Annotated in this window: 11 protein-coding genes and 1 pseudogene; 10 read left to right on the forward strand and 2 right to left on the reverse strand. The window is 61.2% G+C overall.

Annotated elements, in window-relative coordinates; all coding sequences use genetic code 11:
* Window positions 1–14 precede the first annotated feature (14 nt).
* From FHT28_RS12760 to FHT28_RS12780, 5 genes are all read left to right on the forward strand, one after another.
* The gene (locus FHT28_RS12760; RefSeq protein ID WP_047554313.1) at window positions 15–1,082 is read left to right on the forward strand and encodes an ABC transporter permease; all 1,068 of its coding nucleotides are present in this window, start codon (window positions 15–17) and stop codon (window positions 1,080–1,082) included.
* Entirely contained in the window at window positions 1,079–2,011 is a 933-nt protein-coding gene (locus FHT28_RS12765) for an ABC transporter permease (RefSeq protein WP_168596449.1), read from the forward strand. The genes FHT28_RS12760 and FHT28_RS12765 overlap by 4 nt, the downstream gene beginning before the upstream one ends.
* Window positions 2,008–2,841: an ABC transporter ATP-binding protein gene (locus tag FHT28_RS12770; RefSeq protein WP_037195802.1), complete on the forward strand. Its 834-nt coding sequence runs from the start codon at window positions 2,008–2,010 to the stop codon at window positions 2,839–2,841. Before FHT28_RS12765 ends, FHT28_RS12770 begins: the two co-directional genes overlap by 4 nt.
* On the forward strand, window positions 2,838–3,587 hold the full coding sequence (locus tag FHT28_RS12775) for an ABC transporter ATP-binding protein (RefSeq protein ID WP_047554416.1): 750 nt from the start codon (window positions 2,838–2,840) through the stop codon (window positions 3,585–3,587). The genes FHT28_RS12770 and FHT28_RS12775 overlap by 4 nt, the downstream gene beginning before the upstream one ends.
* Window positions 3,588–3,749: 162 nt before the next feature.
* Complete coding sequence (locus FHT28_RS12780) at window positions 3,750–3,938, forward strand: hypothetical protein (protein WP_037195806.1); 189 nt, start codon at window positions 3,750–3,752, stop codon at window positions 3,936–3,938.
* A gap of 43 nt (window positions 3,939–3,981) precedes the next feature.
* On the opposite strand, the gene FHT28_RS12785 is transcribed toward FHT28_RS12780, so the two are convergent.
* Window positions 3,982–4,299: a hypothetical protein gene (locus FHT28_RS12785; RefSeq protein WP_168596379.1), complete on the reverse strand. Its 318-nt coding sequence runs from the start codon at window positions 4,297–4,299 to the stop codon at window positions 3,982–3,984.
* 868 nt (window positions 4,300–5,167) lie between these two features.
* On the opposite strand from FHT28_RS12785, the gene FHT28_RS12790 reads away from it, so the two are divergent.
* The 3 genes and pseudogenes from FHT28_RS12790 to FHT28_RS12800 all read left to right on the forward strand — a co-directional run.
* On the forward strand, window positions 5,168–13,678 hold the full coding sequence (locus FHT28_RS12790) for a glucoamylase family protein (protein WP_047637671.1): 8,511 nt from the start codon (window positions 5,168–5,170) through the stop codon (window positions 13,676–13,678).
* Window positions 13,679–13,811: 133 nt separating this feature from the next.
* The gene (opgC, locus tag FHT28_RS12795; RefSeq protein ID WP_246704861.1) at window positions 13,812–14,987 is read left to right on the forward strand and encodes an OpgC domain-containing protein; all 1,176 of its coding nucleotides are present in this window, start codon (window positions 13,812–13,814) and stop codon (window positions 14,985–14,987) included.
* A gap of 122 nt (window positions 14,988–15,109) precedes the next feature.
* A pseudogene (locus FHT28_RS12800) lies at window positions 15,110–15,686 on the forward strand (porin); the annotation flags it as partial.
* A gap of 388 nt (window positions 15,687–16,074) precedes the next feature.
* Here FHT28_RS12800 and FHT28_RS12805 read toward each other — a convergent pair.
* Window positions 16,075–17,844 (reverse strand): glucan ABC transporter ATP-binding protein/ permease, encoded by a 1,770-nt coding sequence (locus tag FHT28_RS12805; protein ID WP_037196158.1) that lies wholly within the window; start codon window positions 17,842–17,844, stop codon window positions 16,075–16,077.
* Window positions 17,845–18,213: 369 nt separating this feature from the next.
* Here FHT28_RS12805 and FHT28_RS12810 point away from each other — a divergent pair, with 369 nt between their 5' ends.
* Window positions 18,214–18,954 (forward strand): LuxR family transcriptional regulator, encoded by a 741-nt coding sequence (locus FHT28_RS12810; protein WP_037196160.1) that lies wholly within the window; start codon window positions 18,214–18,216, stop codon window positions 18,952–18,954.
* 80 nt (window positions 18,955–19,034) lie between these two features.
* Window positions 19,035–22,496: a pyruvate carboxylase gene (gene pyc / locus FHT28_RS12815; protein ID WP_037195808.1), complete on the forward strand. Its 3,462-nt coding sequence runs from the start codon at window positions 19,035–19,037 to the stop codon at window positions 22,494–22,496.
* Window positions 22,497–22,499 lie beyond the last annotated feature (3 nt).

Genomic DNA, 22,499 nt, shown 5'->3' on the forward strand with positions numbered 1-22,499 from the left:
GCAGGATTAGTCCTTTGAGCACTGTCGAGCGGAAAATGCAGGTGCGGCCCAAGAAGGGCCGTGCCGCACCTTTCTTCATGGGTCTGCTGCGATTCCTCGTCGTGGCCGTCACGACCTATCTCGGGCTTCTGGCCGTCACCTTCTTCATCGGACGGGTGATCCCGATCGATCCGGCGCTGGCGATCGCCGGCGATCATGCGCCTGCGCAGGTGATTGATCGCCTGCGCCGCGAAATGCATCTCGATCAGCCGCTGTACCAGCAGTTCTACTACTACCTGGTGAGCGCGCTCACCGGCGATTTTGGCACGTCGGTGCTGACGACCAATCCGGTCATGGACGACATCAAGCGCGTTTTCCCGGCGACGATGGAGCTTGCGACCGTCGGCACGATCATCGGTGCGATTTTCGGGGTTCCCTTCGGCGTGCTTGCCGCCGTGCGCCGCAACAGTTTCATCGACCAGATCGTCCGCGTCATCGGCCTCGTCGGCTATTCCGTGCCGGTCTTCTGGCTGGCCATGGTGTCGCTGGTCATCTTCTATGCGAAGCTGAATTGGGTGGCCTATCCCGGCCGCATCGACATCGCCTACGAATATACCTTCACGCCGATCACCGGCTTCTATCTGCTCGACAGCGCTCTGCAGGGGCAGTGGGACGTCTTCTGGGACGTCTTCCGCCACATCATCCTGCCGGCGTCGTTGCTCGGCTATTTCTCGCTCGCCTATATCAGTCGCATGACGCGCAGCTTCATGCTGAACGAACTGGGCCAGGAATATATCGTCGCTGCCCGCGCAAAGGGTCTTTCGGAGACGCGGGTGATCTGGGGCCATGCCCTGCGCAGCGCAGCGGTGCCGCTGATCACGGTGATCGCGCTGTCCTATGCCGGGCTGCTGGAGGGTTCGGTGCTGACGGAGATCGTGTTCTCCTGGCCGGGTATCGGCTTCTACATCACCAGTTCGCTGCGCAATGCCGACATGAACGCCGTTCTCGGCGGCACAATCGTCGTCGGCACGGTCTTCATCGGCATCAACCTGTTCTCCGATCTGCTCTATCGGACCCTCGACCCAAGGACGCGACGTAAATGACGGCGACCGCTGAGACCACCCACCTCGGCTGGCGTGACTGGCTGCTGTCCGACCGGCCGCAGTCGCGCCGGCAGGCAAGGCTCGGGCGTGCCTATGTCACCTGGCGGCAATTCTCCGCCAATCGCCTGGCCGTTGTCGGATTGCTGATCATCATCGCGCTCGTGCTGGTGGCAGCGCTTGCCGACGTCATCGCGCCGCATTCGCCCGTCATCGGCGATCTGACCAATGCCTATCTGAAGCCGCCGGGCACGCCGGGCTATCTTCTCGGCACGGATGATCTCGGGCGCGACATCCTTTCTCGCCTCATCTACGGTTCGCGGTGGACGCTCTATATCGTCGTGCTGGTGGCGATCATATCGGCGCCGATCGGGCTCATCATCGGCATGGTTTCCGGCTACCTGGGCGGCTGGGTCGACACCGTGCTGATGCGCATCACAGACATCTTCCTCGCCTTCCCGAAGCTGGTGCTGGCGCTCGCCTTTGCCGGCGCGCTCGGGGCGGGCATCGAGAACGCCGTCATTGCCATCGCGATCACCTCCTGGCCGCCCTATGCGCGTCTGGCGCGGGCGGAAACGATGACGGTGCGGCATTCCGACTATATCGCCGCCGTTCAGCTCATGGGCGCCTCGTCGCTGCGCATCATCTTCCGCCACGTCATGCCGCTTTGCATTTCGTCAGTGATCGTTCGCGTCACGCTCGATATGGCGGGCGTCATCCTGACCGCGGCCGGTCTCGGCTTTCTCGGCCTTGGTGCGCAGCCGCCGCTACCGGAATGGGGCGTTATGATTGCAAACGGCTTCAAATATTATCTCGACCAGTGGTGGGTGGCGGCCATGCCCGGCATCGCGATCCTGATCGTCAGCCTCGGCTTCAACCTGCTCGGCGACGGTCTGCGCGACGCGCTCGATCCGAAGGAGAGCGGCCAATGACGACGATGTTGACCGTAGAAAACCTTAGGGTTCGCTATCCCACGCGCACGGGCGTCATCGAAGCGGTGCGCGGCGTGTCCTTCACGCTCGGCCGCGAAAGGCTCGGCATCGTCGGCGAAAGCGGCTCCGGCAAGTCGCAGACGGGTCGGGCTATCATGGGCCTGACGCCGCCACATGCTCTCGTCAGCGCCGACACGCTGAATTTCAGCGGTATCGAGCTGCTGTCGGTCTCGGCCAAGGAGCGGCGGTCTTTGCGCGGCAAGCGCATCGCCATGGTGCTGCAGGATCCGAAATATTCGCTCGATCCTGTCATGCCCATCGGCCGGCAGATCACCGAGACGCTGCGCACGCATGAGAAGGTGGGCAGGGGAGAAGCGCGCGACCGCGCCATGGCGATGTTGGAGGCCGTGCAGATCCGCGATCCCAAGCGTGTCTACGACCTGCATCCGCATGAAGTATCGGGCGGCATGGGCCAGCGTGTGATGATTGCGATGATGCTGATTGCCGGGCCTGAGCTTCTGATCGCAGACGAGCCGACATCCGCTCTCGATGTCACCGTGCAGCTCGATGTGCTCAGGATCATGGACAAGCTGGTGTCGGAGCGCGGCATGGGACTGATTTTCGTGTCACACGACCTGCGGCTGGTTTCTTCCTTCTGCGATCGCGTGATCGTCATGTATGCAGGCAAGGTCGTGGAGGAAATCAAGGCTTCCGAGCTCAATAACGCCCAGCATCCCTATACGCGCGGTCTGCTGAATTGCATGCCGGTCATCGGCGAGAACCGCCATCCATTGCCGGTTCTCGATCGCAAGCCGGAGTGGGCGGCATGACGGTGGCGCTCGCGGTTGACGGCCTCAGCGTCGTCTATGATGGTTACTACGCTCTCGATGCCGTCAGCGTCGAGGTGAACAAGGGCGAATCCTTCGGTCTGGTCGGCGAATCCGGTTCCGGCAAGTCGACGCTGCTGCGCGCCGTCGCGGGCCTTGCGCCCGTCAGCGATGGCAGGATCCGCATCGGCGCCGAGCAGCTGAAGGGAGCAAGACGCAGCAAGGCTTTCTATCGCCAGGTGCAGATGGTGTTCCAGGACCCCTATGGCTCCCTGCATCCGCGCCAGACGATCGATCGGCTGCTGCTGGAGCCGCTGGTGATCCATGGTATCGGCGACGGCGAAAAGCGCATTGCGAGGGCGCTCGATGAAGTGGGTCTCGGAACCGGCTTTCGCTTCCGCTATCCGCACCAGCTCTCCGGTGGCCAGCGTCAGCGCGTCGCCATTGCCCGCGCGCTGATCGTCGAACCCTCCATCCTTTTGCTCGACGAGCCGACGTCGGCGCTGGATGCTTCGGTGCAGGCCGAGGTGCTCAATCTGCTCGAACAGATACGCAAGGACCGCCATCTGACCTTCGTCATGGTGAGCCACGATCTCGGCGTCGTCACGCATATGTGCGAACGCCTTGCTGTCATGCGCAACGGCGCCGTTGTCGAGCGGCTGAGTGCAAAAGACCTGGCGGCGGGCGACGTGAAGGAAGACTATACGCGCAATCTGATGATCGCCAGCAAGGGCTTCGTCCGCGCCTGATCGGACGGTCTCCAGACCCCGCGCGCTCGTTAACGAATGGCCCATCGAAACACGACCAATCGTATAGACTATTGACACCCGCCGCAATTATGTCATGATCTCGTTAATGGCAGTTAACTTTCGTGATCCCGATCAAGGGTCAGACGTTAAGTGGAGGCAGGCATGTTTTTCATGGGTGGCATGACCATGGGCTATCTTCATCCGCCGGTGCCGGCGAAAGAGGAACGCGTAGGGGCTGCCGCTCTTTCGGAAGAAAACAGCCGCCGCCGGACAGGTCCTGCCGAAGAGCAGGTCGCTGATGCAAGCGCCATAGAGCGCAGTTTGATTTGGGCTCGCCGCATTCTCTGCTGATTTTGGCTTTGCCGATCTTTCGGGCCCCTAGCAGTCCAGTGGTTTAATTTTTCTCAGACGGAGTTCTGGACGGAAATTCATGTCTACCTAATTGATAGGAAATATATGAATATCCGCCTTGGGCTTGGTCCCATGAGATATAAATAAAAACGAACGGAGGCAACACATGGCGAATTTGGGTATATCGAATACGCATGTGAATCAGTTCGATGGTTCCAAGCGCGCCGCGAAGACGCGGCACAAGATACAGATGGCGATTCATGTCGTTCTGTTTTCCGCGGCGTTTCTTTTCGTCGCGGCCATTGTTTGCGGCATCGTTGTTTAAACACGCTGTTCGCGAGGCGGTCGGCGTGACCGCCATCTGCGACGATGCAGACCATTCCCTATAATATAGAGTGATGACAAGCGTGGCTGACTGCGATGTCGAGCCGCGTCGTTCTGGTATGCTGCTTTTTCAAGCCTCCATTTCCACTTCAGACAATTCCTCTCCATCCGACTGGCGGAACTTTGCCGGACAAAGAAAATTTGCCCGACCCGATGGTATACGCCTCGTGAAAACAGTAAGCTTCCCGCAAAGATGAGAGAGATTTCGGGAGGCGGCCGGGCGCAATCAGGCGTTTGGCGGCATGTAGAATGCCAAGTAACCCTTGCGCGCAGGTGCGTCGCGCTTCCCAGGCTCGAAATGAGCGTGACTTTGTCGTCGCGGGATGGCGGCGAGTAGGTTTTGCGGTGTCTCCGTTTCAGGCGGTAGCTCGCTTATGGTCAGCCAATCGGCCTTAATCGCTTCCGGAGCCGATGCGTCCCGAAAGGAATTTGCGAATCTTTTGAGGGGGTTCAGTTTAAGTTCATCTTCTGCGGGATATTGAGGGTTCAATATGCCGAACCATGCTGAATTTCCGCAATTGGATGAATCAGCCCAAGGAGAATGCCTCATGACCTTGATCGATTGTCGTTGACGTGTGCGGATCGCGGCCGGAACCATTTAGCCGCATATCCAGTTTCACGGACACTTCCTTTGGGATGATGGAAATCGCCATTATTCTCAAAAACCGCCCGTGAAAATCTTCGCCTCTATATGTTTGTTCTAAGCTGTCACCTCGAATTCACCCCCTTCGCCCGCCGGGAAGCGAAGCAAAAGGGTCCAGATGCGTGAATTCTTGTGTCAGGCAGGGCAAAAACGATAAAGGCGGCAATGCCACTCACTCTGTTTGGACCCAGAACCCGAATCCATGACATCTCAAAATCTCTCCACCGTTACGCCGCGCGATTCTGAAGCCAAGCAGATCGATCACAACGATGCGATCCGCGCGACCTATTTCTCCAACGAGCAGATACGGGAATGCGGCGCGACCTTCGCCCGCAATGGCGCCAACACCAAGCTGCCGGGCTTTGCACCGTTCGACTTCTTTGCGCGACACAAGGAGAACGAAAAAGAGATTCTGCGCGTCTATCGCTCGGCCAATGCCGATGTCGACGCCGGTGAATCGATCACGCCGGCCGCCGAATGGCTGCTCGACAACCACTACATCATCGAAGAAGCCATTCAGGAAGTCCGCCGCGATTTCCCGAAGAAATTCTACGATCAGCTGCAGACGATCACCCTCGGCGGCATGGTCATGCCGCGCACGATGGCGCTGGCCTGGCTCTATGTCGCCCATACGCACAGCACGGTTTCCGGTCCGGGCCTGCTGGCGCTGGTCGAAGGCTTCCAGTCGGTAGAGATGCTGAAGATCGGCGAGCTCTGGGCCGTTCCGTCGCTGGTGCGTTATATTCTCGTCGACAATCTGCGCCGCATTTCGAGCCGCGTCGAGCAGAGCCGTCTCACGCGCAAAAAGGCCAATGCCGCCGTCGACGAGCTGATCCGCCTCAACGACGAGGCCAAGGTCGCCGAATTCCTGAAGACACTCGAGCCCTATACGTCGGACAATACCTTCGCCACGCAGTTCCTCTATCGCCTGCGCGACGGCTCGCACACTTCGGGCCTTGCCGTCACTTGGATGGAAAAGCGGCTGACCGAAGCCGGCACCGACGCCGAAAGCGTCATGATGGCCGAGCACAATCGGCTGTCATCAGGCAATGTGACGATGGGCAACATCATCAAGAGCTTGCGCCTGATCGACGACACAGACTGGTCGGTCTGGGTGGAAGACGTCAGTGCGGTCGACAAGCTGCTGTGGGACGAGACCGACTATGCCAAGCTCGATCCGGGCTCGCGCAACAGCTATCGCCGCCGCATTGAAAAGCTTGCGCGCCGTTCCGAAAAGACCGAAATGGAGATCGCCCAGGTCGCCATGGCGATGACCGCGGCGGCGACGGCGTCCGGCGAACATGAGCCGCATGAGCCGAATATCGGCGATTTCATCATAGGCCAGCAGACGGAGAAGCTGGAGAAGGCGATCGGCTATCGTCCGCCGATATCGACGAGCTTCGTGCGCCAGTGGCGCAAGCTCAACTGGCTGGCGATCGCGGCGCCGGTGCTGTTTCTCACCGCCGTGGTGCTAGGCGTCGTCGGCTATTACATGATCCAGGCCGGCATGGGCTGGGCTGAAACCGTCATCCTGCTGCTGATGTTCTCGCTGCCAGCCTCCGAGGGTGCGACCGGTCTCTTCAATTTCGTCGTCACCATGTATCTGACGCCGGCGCGCCTCGTCGGCTACGAATACAAGGAAGGCATTCCGGAAGAAGCCCGCACGCTTGTGGTCGTGCCGACCCTGATCGGCAATCGCGACAGCGTCGACGAGCTCGTCCGCAATCTCGAGGTTCACTACCTCGCCAATCCGCGCGGCGAAGTTTATTACGCGCTGCTCAGCGACTGGCCTGATAGCCAGGAGGAAGAGAGCGAGCGCGATCTGGAAATCCTGGACTACGCCCGCCGCGAAGTGGCCAATCTCGCAGCCCGCTACGACGAGGACGGCAAGCAGCGCTTTTACCTGCTGCATCGCCGCCGTCTCTATAATCCGGCCGAAGGCGCCTGGATGGGCTGGGAGCGCAAGCGCGGCAAGCTGCATGAGCTGAACATGCTCCTGCGCGGCGACCGCGACACCACCTTCCTGCCTGGCGCCAACACGGTGCCGAAGGATGTGCAATATGTCATGACGCTCGATTCCGATACGCGCCTGGTGCGCGATACGGTCACCAAGCTCGTCGGCAAGCTGCATCATCCGACCAACCGGCCCGTATTCGATCCCGACAGCAAGCGCGTCGTTCGCGGTTATGGCGTGCTGCAGCCGCGCGTCACCCCGTCGTTGACGACGGGCAAGGATGCGTCGGTGTTCCAGCGCGTTTTCTCGGTCAATCGCGGCCTCGACCCTTACGTCTTCGCCGTTTCCGACGTCTATCAGGATCTGGTCGAGGAAGGCACCTTCACCGGCAAGGGCCTCTATCATGTCGACGCCTTCGAGGCCTCGCTGAAGGGCAAGATCGAGGAGAACGCTGTTCTCAGCCACGACCTGCTCGAAGGCTCGATGGCGCGTTGCGCGCTGGTCACCGACTGCGAGCTCGTCGAGGACTTTCCGATCCGCTATGAAGTCGAAGTCTCGCGCCAGCATCGCTGGGCCCGCGGCGACTGGCAGCTCCTTCCCTATCTCTTCAATCCGAAGCGCGGCGTGACCGGCCTCGGCCGCTGGAAGATGGTGGACAATCTGCGTCGTTCGCTGACGCCGATCGCCTGGTTCTTCGCCTCCGTTCTCGGCTGGTATTTCATGGGACCGCTTGCCGCGCTTCTGTGGCAGATCCTGCTGATCTTCTGCCTGTTCGTGGCGCCGACGCTGTCGCTCATCAACGGCATCATCCCCCGCACCAGCGATATCATCGCGCGCGCCCATCTCTATACGGTCTGGACCGATATTCGCGCCGCCAATGCGCAAGTGGCGCTGCGCATCGTCTTCATCGCCGACGGCGCCTGCATCATGGCCGATGCCATCGGCCGCTCGCTCTATCGCGCCTTCGTCAGCCGCAAGCTGATGCTGCAATGGCGCACGGCCGCCAGCGCCCAGGCCGCCGCGCAGACGACGATCCTCGGCCATTATCGCGTCATGTGGCATGCGCCGGTGCTGGCGCTGCTGGCCCTCGCCTTCGCCTCGCTTTCCGGCGACAACGCCTTCTTCGTCGGCATTCCCTTTGCGCTGCTCTGGATGCTGTCGCCGGCGATCGCCTGGTATGTCAGCCAGTCGGCGGAAACCGAAGACAGGCTTGACGTGCCGGAAAGCGTCTCGGCCGAGCTGCGCAAGATCGCTCGCCGCACCTGGCGTTATTTCGATACGTTCGTGGTCGAGCAGCAGAACCATCTGCCGCCTGACAACGTGCAGCAGACCCCGAATGCGGTTGTGGCATCGCGCACCTCGCCGACCAATATCGGCGTCTATTTCCTGTCGATCATCTCCGCGCGTCATTTCGGCTGGATTTCCTTCGAGGAAACCATCGATCGCATGGAAAAGACCATGGCGACCGTCGAGAAGCTCGAAAAGTTCCGCGGGCACCTGTGCAACTGGTATCACACCGATACGCTGAAGCCGATGGGCGCGCGTTATGTCTCGGCTGTCGACAGCGGCAATTTCGCCGGTCATCTGATCGCTGTGTCCTCGGCCTGCCGCATCTGGGCGGAAGCGCCCTCGGCGCATATGCAGGGCAATCTCGACGGCATCGGCGACGTTGCCGGCATTCTCGCCGAGACGCTTGCCGAGCTCCCGGACGATCGCAAGACCGTGCGGCCTCTGCGCCGCCGCCTGGAAGAGCGCATCGCCGGCTTCCAGAACGCGCTCGTCGCTGTCAAGCGCGAGCATGAGTTCGCCTCCATCCGCGTCATCAACCTCTCGGTTCTGGCGCAGGATATCCAGAAGCTGGCGGGCAACCTCGATCATGAGGTCAAGTCTCCGCAGAGCGGTGAAGTGCTCACCTGGTCGCAAACGCTGGTGAAGGTCTGCGAAGGCCATATCGCCGACAGCATTTTCGATCTCGCCAACGTCGATTCGCTGCGCCAGCGCCTGACGAAGCTGCGCGACCGCATGCGCGAGATCGCCTTCGGCATGGAGTTCGGCTTCCTCTATCGCCCGGAGCGGCGCCTGCTCTCCATCGGTTTCCGCGTCGAGACGAACGAACTCGATGCTGCCTGCTACGATCTGCTGGCTTCCGAAGCCCGCCTCACCAGCCTTTTCGCCATCGCCAAGGGCGATCTGCCGACCGAGCATTGGTATCGTCTCGGCCGCCAGGTCGTGCCTGTGGGGTCGCGCGGCGCGCTGGTATCCTGGTCGGGTTCGATGTTCGAATATCTGATGCCGCCGCTCGTCATGCAGGAGCGTCAGGGCGGTATCCTGAACCAGACGAACAATCTGATCGTCCAGGAACAGATGAACTATGCCAAGCGCCTCGGCACCGGCATCCCCTGGGGTATTTCGGAAGCGGCCTTCAATGCCCGCGACCATTATATGCACTACCAGTACACCAATTTCGGCGTGCCTTCGCTCGGCCTGAAGCGCGGCCTCGGCCAGAATGCCGTCATCGCGCCATATGCCTCGATCCTCGCCAGCCAGTATCGCCCAGCCGCCGCACTGGAGAATCTGCAGAAGTTGCGCAAGGTCGGCGCGCTCGGCATCTACGGCTTCCACGACGCCGTGGACTACACGCCGACCCGTGTTCCCGAGGGCAAGAAATGCGCTGTTGTCTACAACTACTATGCGCACCATCACGGCATGTCGATCGCCGCCATTGCCAACGTCGCCTTCAATGGCCGTCTGCGTGAACTCTTCCATGCCGATCCGGTGATCGAAGCTGCCGAACTGCTGCTGCAGGAAAAGGCTCCGCGCGATATTCCGGTCATGGCCGCCAAGCACGAGAGCGACCAGCCGGCCAACATCCAGGAAGATCTGCTGCGTCCGGAAATTCGCAAGATCGCCGATCCGGCCACGCAGGATCGCGAACTCGCCTTCCTGTCCAATGGTCACTACTCGGTCATGCTGACGGCGACCGGCGCCGGTTATTCACGCTGGAACAGCCTGTCGGTCTCGCGCTGGCGCCCGGATCCGACGGAAGACCGTTGGGGCACCTTCATCTTCCTGCGCGATACCGCTTCCGGCCAATGGTGGTCGGCAACCGCAGAGCCGCGCAGTGTCGAAGGCGAAAAGGTCAAGGTCACTTTCAGCGACGAAAAGGCTGAGTACAGCAAGACCGTGGGCGACCTCACCAGCGAGGTCGAGTGCATCGTTGCGACCGAACACGATGCCGAAGGCCGCCGCGTGACGCTGCTCAACATGGGCGCGGAGGATCGCTTCATCGAAGTCACCTCCTATCTCGAGCCGGCCATCGCCAGCGACGATGTCGATTCGGGTCATCCGGTCTTCGCGCGCATGTTCGTGCGCACCGAGATCGGCGGCAAGGGAGACATGATCCGGGCGGAGCGCAACAAGCGCGACTATAACGAGCCGGATATGTCGGTCGCCCATCTGGTCGTCGACAATGCCGGCTCCGAACGCCCGACGGAATTCGAGACGGACCGCCGCAAGTTCCTCGGCCGCGGCCGCACGCTTGCCGAAGCTGCGGCTTTCGATCCGGGCGCAACGCTCTCCGGTACGGACGGCTTCACCATGGACGCCTGCCTGTCGCTGCGTCGCGTCGTGCGCGTTCCGGCCGGCAAGAAGGTCAGCGTGATCTTCTGGACGATTGCAGCACCCAGCCGCGAGGACGTCGACAAGGCGGTCGACCGCTATCGCAATCCCGATACTTTCGGGGTCGAGCTCACGCAGGCCTGGACGCGCACGCAAATGCAGATGCGCCATGTCGGCGTCACCTCGCAGCAGGCGGCAGCCTTCCAGAAGCTTGCCCGCTACCTCGTCTATCCGGACATGCACCTGCGCGCCGACGGCGCCACCGTGCTGGCCGGTCTGCATTCGCAATCGGCGCTCTGGCCGGTGACCATATCGGGTGATTTCCCGATCTTCACCCTGCGCATCAACGACGACATCGATCTCGAAATCGCGAGAGAAGCGCTGAGTGCGGCGGACTATCTGCGCTCGCGCGGCATCAACGCCGATCTTGTCATCGTCAACGAACGCACCTCGGATCACGTCCAGGAAATGCAGAGCGAGTTGGATAAGCTCGTCGAGCACGTCCGTCACAATCAGGGCGACGGGCTGCGGCCGAATATCTTCTCGGTTCGCAAGGATCTGATCGAGAACGAGACCTACCAGCAGATCCTCGCGGCCTCGCGCGTGATCTTCCACGCACGAAACGGCAAGCTCGTCGACCAGATTGCCCGTGCGGCGACGCTGTTTGCCTCCTCGCAGTCCGACGGACCGGTGCCGGTCAATCGACTTGCAGTGCCGATGGCGCCGCAGAAGTCGGTCTTTGTTGCCGATGCGCTCGAAGCGCAGGACGATCTCGATTTCTGGAACGGCTATGGTGGTTTCGCCAAGGATGGCCGCGAATATGTCGTCCGGCTCGCCGGCGGACAATCGACGCCGCATCCGTGGATCAACGTCATCACCAACGAGCGTTTCGGCTTCCACGTGCCCGCCGAAGGCGGCGGCTTCACCTGGAGTCACAATTCGCGCGACTACCAGCTGACGCCCTGGACCAACGACATGGTCCTCAACCGCCCGGGCGAAGCGCTCTACGTGGCCGATCTCGATGGCAACAGGGTCATGACACCCTATGCGGGCCTGTCCCGTAACCCGAAGGTCCGGTACGAGACCCGTCACGGCCTTGGCTATTCCGTGTTCTCGAGCGAAGAGGATGGCGTGGCGCTGGAGCTGACCCAGACGGTCGATCGCGAGCGTCCGGTCAAGCTCTTCCGCCTGCGCCTCAGCAACAAGGGCACGGGCAGCCGGCGGCTGCGGGTCTACAATTATGCGGAATGGGTGCTCGGCATCAATCCGCACAAGACCAAGCCCTTCATCCTCTCGTCGCTGGACGAGGGGACGGGCGCGCTGTTTGCCAACAACCCCTACAGCATCGATTATTCCAAGCGGATCGCCTTCATGGCGGCAAGCGAGGCGCATTCGAGCTTCTCGGCAAGCCGCCGCGAATTCATCGGCCGCCATGGCACGGTGCAGTTGCCGGAGGCCGTCGTCTCCGGTGCGGCACTCTCCAATTCGACCGATCTGGACGGCGATCCCTGCGCAGCTCTTGCCTTCGATCTGACGATCGGGGCCGGCGAGCAGAAGGAGATCTGCTTCTATATGGGCGACACCGCTTCGCTCGAAGAGGCGCGTGCATTGGTGGCGGATATCCGCAAGGCCGACTTCGATGCGGTGCTTTCGGCGAACCGCGGTTTCTGGGATGATTTCACCGGCCGCGTGAAGATTTCGACGCCGGACAAGGCGATGAACAACATGATCAATGCCTGGCTGCCCTATCAAAGCCTCGGCTGCCGTATCATGTCGCGCACGGCCTTCTATCAGGCGTCGGGTGCCTTCGGCTTCCGCGATCAGCTGCAGGATACGCTGGCCTTCCTGATGCATGCGCCGGAACTTGCCCGCAAGCAGATCCTGAATGCGGCACAGCGCCAGTTCCGCGAGGGCGACGTGCAGCATTGGTGGCTGCCCGGCAGCGGCGCCGGCGTGCGCACGCATATCTCCGATGACGTCGTCTGGCTGGCCTATGCCATCAACCAGTACTGCACTGTCACTAACGACAGGTCGATCCTGGACGAGGAGCTTCCCTTCGTCGAGGGTGCTGCCCTGATGCCCGGCACACACGACGTCTTCTATCAGCCGACCGTCTCTGAGGACAAAGCCAGCGTCTACGAACATGCGGCCTTGGCGCTCGATCTCGCGATCAAGCGCAAGGGCGGCAACGGCCTGCCGCTGATCCTCGGCGGCGACTGGAACGACGGCATGAATCGCGTCGGCATCCAGGGTCGCGGCGAAAGCATCTGGCTCGGCTGGTTCCTGGCCGGTACCCTCACCGCCTTCCTGCCCTATGCGGAAGCTCGCGGCGACAAGGAGCGCGTCAAGCGGTGGTCGGATCATCTGCCGGAATTGCGCAAGGCGCTGGAAACGGCGGGCTGGGACGGCGGTCATTATCGCCGCGGCTATTTCGACGATGGCAGCCCGCTCGGCTCCAGCGAGAATTTCGAGTGCCAGATCGATTCGATCGCGCAGTCCTGGAACATTCTCTCCGGCGAAGGCGATAAGGCACGCGGCGAGAAGGCGATGAATGCCGTTCTCGACAAACTGGTGGACGACGACAACCGGATCATCCGGCTGTTCACGCCACCCTTCGCCAAGTCGGCGCGCGATCCGGGCTACATCAAGTCCTATCCGCCGGGCGTCCGTGAAAATGGCGGTCAGTATACGCATGCGGCCACCTGGGTCGTGATGGCACTGGCGGAAATGGACCGCGGCGATGACGCCTGGCATTGCTTCGACATGCTCAATCCGGTCAACCATGCACGCGATCGTGATCAGGCCGATACCTATCGTGTAGAGCCCTATGTCGTTGCCGCTGATATTTACGGTGAAGGTGAATTGACCGGCCGTGGCGGTTGGACCTGGTACACAGGATCGGCCGGCTGGCTGTATCGCGTAGCAATCGAAGGCATTCTTGGCATTCGTGTCAAAAACGGCAGACTGTATGTTAGGCCGGCGCTGCCTTCGACATGGGACGGCTTTGGGGCGGACCTCGAACTGCCGAGCGGAAAATACCGTATTTCCGTCTCAAAAGCGCCCGATGCTGAGGGATACTCGGTCACCATAAATGATAGGGCAATCGCCCATCCCGAAGAGGGCTACCCGATCGGACAGTAGTGCTTTCCGCACTGTTTTGCTTCGACGATCGGGGCCAAAGGGGGAACTCTTTGGCCCCGATCGCATTTGATTGTCGGAACAGGAGAGTTTGATGAACTCGAGGGTGAATATCGACGCGGCTGCGGCAAAACGAATGAGTTTGCCAAAGCCTGCGGCGATGCTGCGGGACACTCGGTTGGATGTCCTCAGGGCCTTGGCCCTGATCATGATCTTCATCAATCACGTGCCGGGGCAGTTCTTCGAGCAACTGACCACGAAAAACTTCGGCTTTTCCGATGGAGCGGAAGCTTTCGTTCTGATCTCCGGAATCTCCGTCGGCCTCGCCTATGGAACGAAGTTTCTTCCCGGCAATCGGCTGGCAATGATGTGGAAGGCGGTCAAGCGCGCCTTCACCCTTTATACCGCGCATATGATCACCACTTTCGTGACGCTGGTACTGTTCATCTGCGGCGCGTGGATCTTCCATCAGAAGGGCCTGTTGTGCGAGGTGAATATCCTCGCGCTGCTGATGGATCCGGGTCGTGGCATTCCGGCGCTGCTGACGCTCGGGCATCAGATCGGCTACAACAATATCCTGCCCATGTATGGCGCCCTGTTTCTGATGCTGCCGCTGATGATGCTGCTGGAGGCGAAAAATCCCCTGCTCCTGCTTCTCGTGTCCGCCAGCGTCTGGCTTGTTTCGGGCATCTATTACATCGCGCCGCACACGACACTGCTTGACGGATTCTGGTTCCTCAATCCGCTGTCCTGGCAGTTCCTGTTCGTCATCGGTTTCGTTGCCACCATGCATGTGAAGCGTGGCGGGCGGATCCTCGTTCATCCCGTGCTGATCGGGCTCGCTTCCGCCTATGTGCTCCTGTCCTTCATCTGGGTGACCGACAAGCTCTGGGTGATCGGCGATTATCTTGCGACATTCGGCCTGCCGACAGTCGTCACCGGCTTCGACAAGACGTTCCTGTCGCTGCCACGATTGCTGCATGTGCTGGCGCTGGCCTATCTGATCGTCAGCATACCGTCCTTATCAGCGCTGCTGCGGCGCTCGGCGAACCATCCGTTGACGATCCTCGGGCGGCATTCGCTCAGCATCTTCGTTGCGGGCACGATCCTTGCCATGGCCGGCCAGGTCCTTCTCTATGTGACCAACAAGAGCCCTACCGTCGGCGCGATCTATGTCGTCATCGGTATCGCCGCACAGTTCGCCTACGCCTATCATCTCGAGCACAAGCGGCTTCAGGTGGCTGGCCAACGTCCTGCGAAAGCGCCGGCCGCAGCGATTGCAATGCCCGTGCATTTCGGAAAACGCCGCTGAACGTTTTGTAGAGGCGCGCTTTATGCGCGGCTCAATTGTTTGATTTTTCTTCATAACTTTGTTTGTGACACTTTCGCGAAAGAAGTGTGACCGACTCGCAGTACAATTATTACATGGGCTATGCCGGCAACGGCTTCACGGTCATTATCTCGCTGGAAGATTCCAACTCCTCGGGCGACACCTCGTCCTATGGCGGCGCATGGCAGACCGGCAAGGGCAACCACTATGCTCCGGACGTCGTCCTCGGCGCCGGCTACACAACGGGTGCCTGGTCGCTGAGGGGCATCGGCGGCTATGATTCCGTCGTCGAGGAAGGTGCCGTCAAGGCCCGTATCGACGCCGACTTCGGTGCCGTCAAGGCCTTCCTCATGGGTGGCTGGAATACGGACGGCGACAAGCTGAACAAGTATGCAGGCTCCTACCTCAACAGCAACCGTTCCGCCTGCCCGACCAACGGCGCGGATTGCGGCTGGGGCGATTGGGCCTTCTGGACCGGCGCCAGCTATCAGCTGACCCCGAAGCTGCAGGCCAATGCCCAAGGTGGCCTACACCGACTCGAAGATCTTCGCCGCTACCGCAAACGTCGCCTGGCGTCCGGTCAAGGATCTGCTGATCGAGCCGGAAGTCTCCTACACCGATTGGGATGCCGTCGACCGCGACCAGTGGGCCGGCGTACTCCGCTTTGAGCGCAAGTTCTGATCCGATCTCGGTTGGGCGCCGATGTTAACTCCTGGTAGCGCCCAACCGAATTGACCTCCGATCAGAAACGCGGAAAGGCCCGGTTTTCCCGCCGGGCCTTTCTTTGTTTTTGATTGGCTGTGGCTTCTGGATGTAGGTGTCCCCGCAGGCGGGGAGAGGGGATCTGTTCGTGTTTGCGGCACCTGTGGACGGGGGAAAAGGTGCTGATTTTGTGCGGCAAGCTCCCTCTCCCCGTTTCAACGGGGAGAAGAGGGTTGGGGTGAGGGGCCAGGCGCAGATTGCGGTGGCATCGCGCTTGCCTGACAAACGTCGTCCGGCCGGAAGTTCGGCAGCAAAAAGCCGGGAGAGCAGTGCTCTCCCGGCTTCGATCTTGGGCCCCTTGCGAATATCAGGCGGCTTCGTGTTCCGTCGTGTGCGCCTTGCGGACTTCCTCGTCCGTCAGGATGCCGCTGGCGCGCAGCAGGGCGGCAAAGCGACCGTTACTCTGGCTGAGCTCGCTGAAGCTGCCGTTCTCGATGACGCGGCCGTTGTCGAGGAAGAGGACGATATCGGCCTCGCGTACCGTCGACAGACGGTGGGCGATGATGAAGGTCGTGCGGTTCTGGCGCAGGTTGTCGATCGCCGCCTTGACCCTGTTCTCCGTTTCGACGTCGAGCGCGCTCGTGGCTTCGTCGAGCACGAGGATCGGTGCGTCCTTCAGGATGGCGCGAGCGATCGCGATACGCTGGCGCTCGCCACCGGAAAGCTTGTTGCCACGCTCGCCGACACGGGTTTCGTAGCCGCTTTCGCGGGTTTCGATGAAGTCGTTGGCGGCAGCCGCCTGGGCAGCGCGGATCATCTCTTCCTGGGTCGCGCCTTCACGGCCGAGGCGGATGTTGTCGCTGATCGAGCGGTTCAGCAGCCCGGCGTCCTGGAAGACGGTGGCGATGTAGCGGCGCAGCGACCGGCGCGTCACCTTGGTGATGTCCTGGCCATCGACCAGGATCTGGCCGCCCTGCGGGTCGAAGACGCGCTGCAGCAGGTTGACGAGCGTCGTCTTGCCGGCGCCGGTCGGACCGACGATGGCAACGGTCTGGCCGGCCTTCACCTTGAAGGAGATGTCGTGCAGGCCCTGGGAGGTGCTTGCAAAGCCGAAGGAAACGTTGCGGAACTCGACTTCGCCCTTCACGTCCTTGATTTCGGCCAGGCCAGCCGGCTCTTCGCGTTCGCGAACCGAATCTTCCAGCGTATAGAAGTCAATCAGCTTGGCGCGTGCCTCGAAAATCTGGTTGGCGAAGTTGCGCAGCTGTTCCAGACGGCCGATCAGCACGTTGGCGAAGGCGATGAAGGTGATCAGCGCGCCAAGGCTCAGGCTGCCGTCCTGGACGAGCACGGTGCCGATCATCAAGATCGCCATCATGGCAACGGTCGAGGCCGTGCGGTTCAGCGCGCCGGCAAGCGCCCACCAGTCGAGAACCGGATACTGGGCGGCAAGCAGACGTTCGGTGAACGACTTCAGCGCCTTGGTCTCGGCTTCGATGCGGTTGTAGCTATGCAGCACCGAAACGTTGCTGATCGAGTCGCTGACATGCGAGAAGACCGTGTTATAGTGGCTTTCGACCGACGTCTGGCCGTCCTTCGTGCGGTTCATGACCATCTGGCCGATGACCCAGTAGAAGATACCGAGCAGGATGAGCACTGCCGAGAGGCGCAGGTCCATAGCCATGGCAGTCGGGACCATGACGACGAGCGCTACGGCCGTCGTCAGGTGGTTGCGCATGAATTCGAGCCACAGACCGAACAGCGCTTCGCAGGCGCGCAGCAGCGTGTTCAGCGCACTCGCCGTGCCGCGCTGGCTGTGCCAGGAGAGCGGCATGGAAATGATGCGGCTGAAGGCCTCGGTCAACAAGGACGCGCGGCGTCCATGCGCGAGACGATCCGCCTCGCGGGACACGACGATGAAGGCGACAGCGCTGAAGACGGCAAAGCCGGCCCACAGCATCATGGTCGGCGTCACTGCCTGTTTCTTGGCAATGGCGTCGAAGATGCGGCCGAACAGAACCGGTTCGTAAATGGTCGTCATCGCCAACGCGATGTTTGCGATCACGACCATCCAGACGCGGTAGCGATACGCGCCAAGATACTTCAGGGCTCTTGCATAGACTTTGAACAGCGACACGTTGGGCACCCTCTGTGCATAAGCAGAACTAGGAATGTTGCGATGCTACATATCGCTACCTGAACCGGCGATTAACGGAATCCAACGCTGTTTTTTCACGGGAATTTTCACGTGCCGCGCGCACTCGCGCGAAGGTGACGCTATCGGTCGCCGCAGAAATGTGACAATTTGAGAATGGTTTCGCCACCACGCCGTTGCGTCGTGCAAATACATCCATTCCAGGTTGAAAGATAAAAATTTCGCCAAAGGCGTTCAATTTTATGCCGAGCTGAGTATGTTGCCGGCGATCGAGCGGGTTGCGGACTTAAGCGGATATCGACCGCAATGTCCGGCCGCCAACAATTCGGGCTGTAAAGCCAAGGGGTGCATGTGACTATCCATTCGTTATTGCAATTGCTTGTGGTCATCGAAGAATGCAAGCTTACCAAGAATGTCGTGGTCGAACTCGAGCTGGTGCTCCGCTCCTACAAGTTCGACTTCTATGGCCTGTTGAGGCAGCCGCGGCCGAATGTCGATATTGCCAACTTCATACTTGCGGGTCGTTGGCCCGATAATTGGCCGCGGACCTACGCCAGCAAGAGATATCTGCTCGTCGACCCGGTGGCGCGCCATCTCGGCCGGGCGCAGCGGCCCTTCCGTTGGCGCGATGCCATGATTGCGCTGAAGGGAGACCCTCTGCGGCGGCGGATGGAGCAGATGATGGCGGATGCCCGCGCCAACGGGCTCGTCGACGGCTATATCTTCCCCATTCACGGGCGCAACGGCCTGCTTGGAAGCATGACGATCGGCGGCGATGCCGTCGACCTGTCGCCGACGGAGCTTTCCCTTTTCGATGCCGTGGCAAGAAAGGCGTTCTGGAGGCTTCTGGAACTGCGCGACGAGGCCCAATCGCTGGAAGAAGCCGCCAAGGGCGACGTCAACCTGACCAAGCGCGAAATGGAAGTTCTGAATCACCTCGCCGAAGGCATGACGTCGATCGAGATCAGCAAGCTTCTAAAAATCTCGAACCATACCGTCGACTGGTACACGAACAGCATCCAGGACAAGCTGAAGGCCCGGAACCGGCAGCATATCGTCGCGATTGCTTTCAGAAACGGACTTATTCCGTAATTGAACTTCTCGTGACAAGAAGTTAAGAATTCTCTTCGCGGGTGCAGCATTGCCCGTTTCGATGCCGTGAGGAGACTGCATTGCCCATTTCCAAAATCCTGGTTGCCAACCGTTCCGAGATCGCCATCCGCGTCTTTCGCGCCGCCAACGAGCTCGGCATAAAAACAGTCGCCATCTGGGCCGAGGAAGACAAGCTGGCATTGCACCGCTTCAAGGCGGACGAGAGCTATCAGGTTGGCCGCGGCCCGCATCTGGCCCGCGACCTCGGCCCGATCGAAAGCTATCTGTCGATCGACGAGATCATCCGCGTCGCCAAGCTTTCCGGCGCCGACGCCATTCACCCCGGCTACGGGCTGCTGTCGGAAAGCCCGGAATTCGTCGACGCCTGCGATGCCGCTGGCATCATCTTCATCGGTCCGAGGGCCGATACGATGCGCCAGCTCGGCAACAAGGTGGCGGCCCGCAACCTCGCCATCTCGGTCGGCGTGCCGGTCGTGCCCGCCACCGAGCCGCTGCCTGATGATATGGCCGAAGTCGCGAAGATGGCCGAGGAGATCGGCTATCCGGTGATGCTCAAGGCCTCCTGGGGCGGCGGCGGTCGCGGCATGCGCGCCATCCGCGATCCCAAGGATCTCGCCAAGGAGGTAACGGAAGCCAAGCGCGAGGCCATGGCCGCTTTCGGCAAGGACGAGGTCTATCTCGAAAAGCTGGTCGAGCGTGCCCGCCACGTCGAAAGCCAGGTGCTTGGCGACACGCACGGCAATGTCGTTCACCTGTTCGAGCGCGACTGTTCGGTCCAGCGCCGCAACCAGAAGGTCGTCGAGCGCGCGCCGGCGCCTTACCTCACCGACGCGCAGCGCCAGGAGTTGGCTACCTATTCGCTGAAGATCGCCGGCGCGACCAGCTATGTCGGCGCCGGCACCGTCGAATATCTGATGGATGCCGATACCGGCAAGTTCTACTTCATCGAAGTCAACCCGCGCATCCAGGTCGAGCATACGGTGACCGAAGTCGTCACCGGCATCGACATCGTCAAGGCGCAGATCCATATCCTCGACGGCTTTGCCATCGGCACGCCGGAATCGGGCGTTCCGAAGCAGGCGGATATCCGCCTCAACGGCCATGCCCTGCAGTGCCGCGTGACGACCGAGGATCCCGAGCACAACTTCATTCCGGATTATGGCCGCATAACAGCCTATCGCTCGGCCGCCGGCTTCGGCATCCGTCTCGACGGCGGCACGGCCTATTCCGGCGCCATCATCACCCGTTTCTACGATCCTCTGCTGGTCAAGGTGACGGCCTGGGCGTCTACGCCTGCAGAGACGATCGCCCGCATGGATCGTGCGCTACGTGAATTCCGCATCCGCGGCGTGGCGACGAACCTGACCTTCCTCGAAGCGATCATCACCCACCCGAAATTCCGCGACAACAGCTATACGACCCGCTTCATCGACACGACGCCGGAACTGTTCCAGCAGGTCAAGCGCCAGGATCGAGCGACCAAGCTGCTTACCTATCTTGCCGACGTCACCGTCAACGGCCATCCCGAAACGCGCGGCCGCCCGACGCCCTCGCCGAAGGCGGCGGAGCCGGTCTTGCCCTATATCGACGGCAAGGTGCCTGACGGCACCAAGCAGCTGCTGGACAAGCTCGGCCCGCAGAAGTTCGCCGAATGGATGCGCAATGAAAAGCGCGTGCTGATGACCGACACGACGATGCGCGACGGCCATCAGTCGCTGCTCGCCACCCGCATGCGCACCTATGACATCGCCCATGTCGCCGGCACTTATGCGCGGGCGCTGCCGCAGCTGCTGTCGCTGGAATGCTGGGGCGGCGCCACCTTCGACGTTTCGATGCGCTTCCTCACCGAGGATCCGTGGGAGCGCCTGTCGCTGATCCGCGAGGGTGCGCCGAACCTGCTTCTGCAGATGCTTCTGCGCGGCGCCAACGGCGTCGGCTACACCAACTATCCCGACAATGTCGTCAAATACTTCGTACGCCAGGCGGCCAAGGGCGGCGTTGATCTCTTCCGTGTGTTCGACTGCCTGAACTGGGTGGAGAACATGCGCGTGTCGATGGATGCCGTTGCCGAGGAGAACAAGCTTTGCGAGGCGGCGATCTGCTATACGGGCGATATCCTCAACTCCGCCCGCCCGAAATATGACCTCAAGTACTATACCGATCTCGCCGTCGAGCTGGAAAAGGCCGGCGCTCATATCATCGCGCTGAAGGACATGGCCGGCCTGTTGAAGCCGGCTGCCGCCAAGGTGCTGTTCAAGGCGCTGCGCGAGGCGACCGGCCTGCCGATCCACTTCCACACGCATGACACGTCAGGCATTGCCGCCGCGACGGTGCTGGCCGCCGTCGACGCCGGCGTCGACGCGGTCGATGCGGCAATGGATGCACTGTCAGGCAATACATCGCAGCCCTGCCTCGGCTCGATCGTCGAGGCGCTGAAGGGCACGGAGCGCGATCCCGGCCTCGATCCCGAATGGATCCGCCGCATCTCCTTCTATTGGGAGGCTGTGCGCAATCAGTATGCTGCCTTCGAAAGCGACCTCAAGGGACCGGCTTCCGAAGTCTACCTGCATGAAATGCCGGGCGGACAATTCACCAACCTCAAGGAACAAGCCCGCTCGCTTGGCCTCGAGACCCGCTGGCATCAGGTGGCGCAGGCCTATGCAGATGCCAACCAGATGTTCGGGGATATCGTCAAGGTGACGCCGTCTTCCAAGGTGGTCGGCGACATGGCGCTGATGATGGTGAGCCAGGATCTGACGGTTGCCGACGTCGTCAGCCCGGATCGGGAAGTCTCCTTCCCTGAATCCGTCGTCTCCATGCTGAAGGGCGATCTCGGGCAGCCGCCGTCCGGATGGCCGCAAGCCTTGCAAAAGAAGGCGCTGAAAGGCGACAAGCCCTATACTGTACGTCCGGGCTCGCTGCTGGCCGAAGCTGATCTCGATGCCGAGCGCAAGGCGATCGAGACCAAGCTGGAGCGCAAGGTCGATGACTTCGAGTTTGCCTCCTATCTGATGTATCCGAAGGTCTTTACCGACTATGCGTTGGCCGCCGACACCTACGGCCCCGTTTCCGTGCTGCCGACACCAGCCTATTTCTATGGGCTGAAAGAAGGCGGAGAGCTGTTCGCCGAGATCGAACGCGGCAAGACGCTCGTCGTCGTCAACCAGGCGATGACGACGACCGACGACAAGGGCATGGTGACGGTGTTCTTCGAGCTCAACGGCCAGCCGCGCCGCATCAAGGTGCCGGATCGCGCCCATGGCGCTTCCGGCAGCGCCATCCGCCGCAAGGCGGAAGCGGGCAACTCAGCCCATGTCGGCGCGCCGATGCCGGGCGTCATCTCCACCGTCTTCGTGGCCCCCGGCCAGGCCATCAAGGCCGGTGATGTGCTCGTTTCCATCGAGGCCATGAAGATGGAAACGGCGCTGCATGCGGAGAAGGACGGCACCATCGCAGAGGTGCTCGTGCGCGCCGGCGATCAGATCGATGCCAAGGACCTGCTGGTCGTCTACGGCGCCTGATCG

This window comes from Rhizobium sp. SG570 (assembly GCF_012275345.1).
Taxonomy (GTDB): Bacteria; Pseudomonadota; Alphaproteobacteria; order Rhizobiales; family Rhizobiaceae; genus Rhizobium; species Rhizobium lusitanum.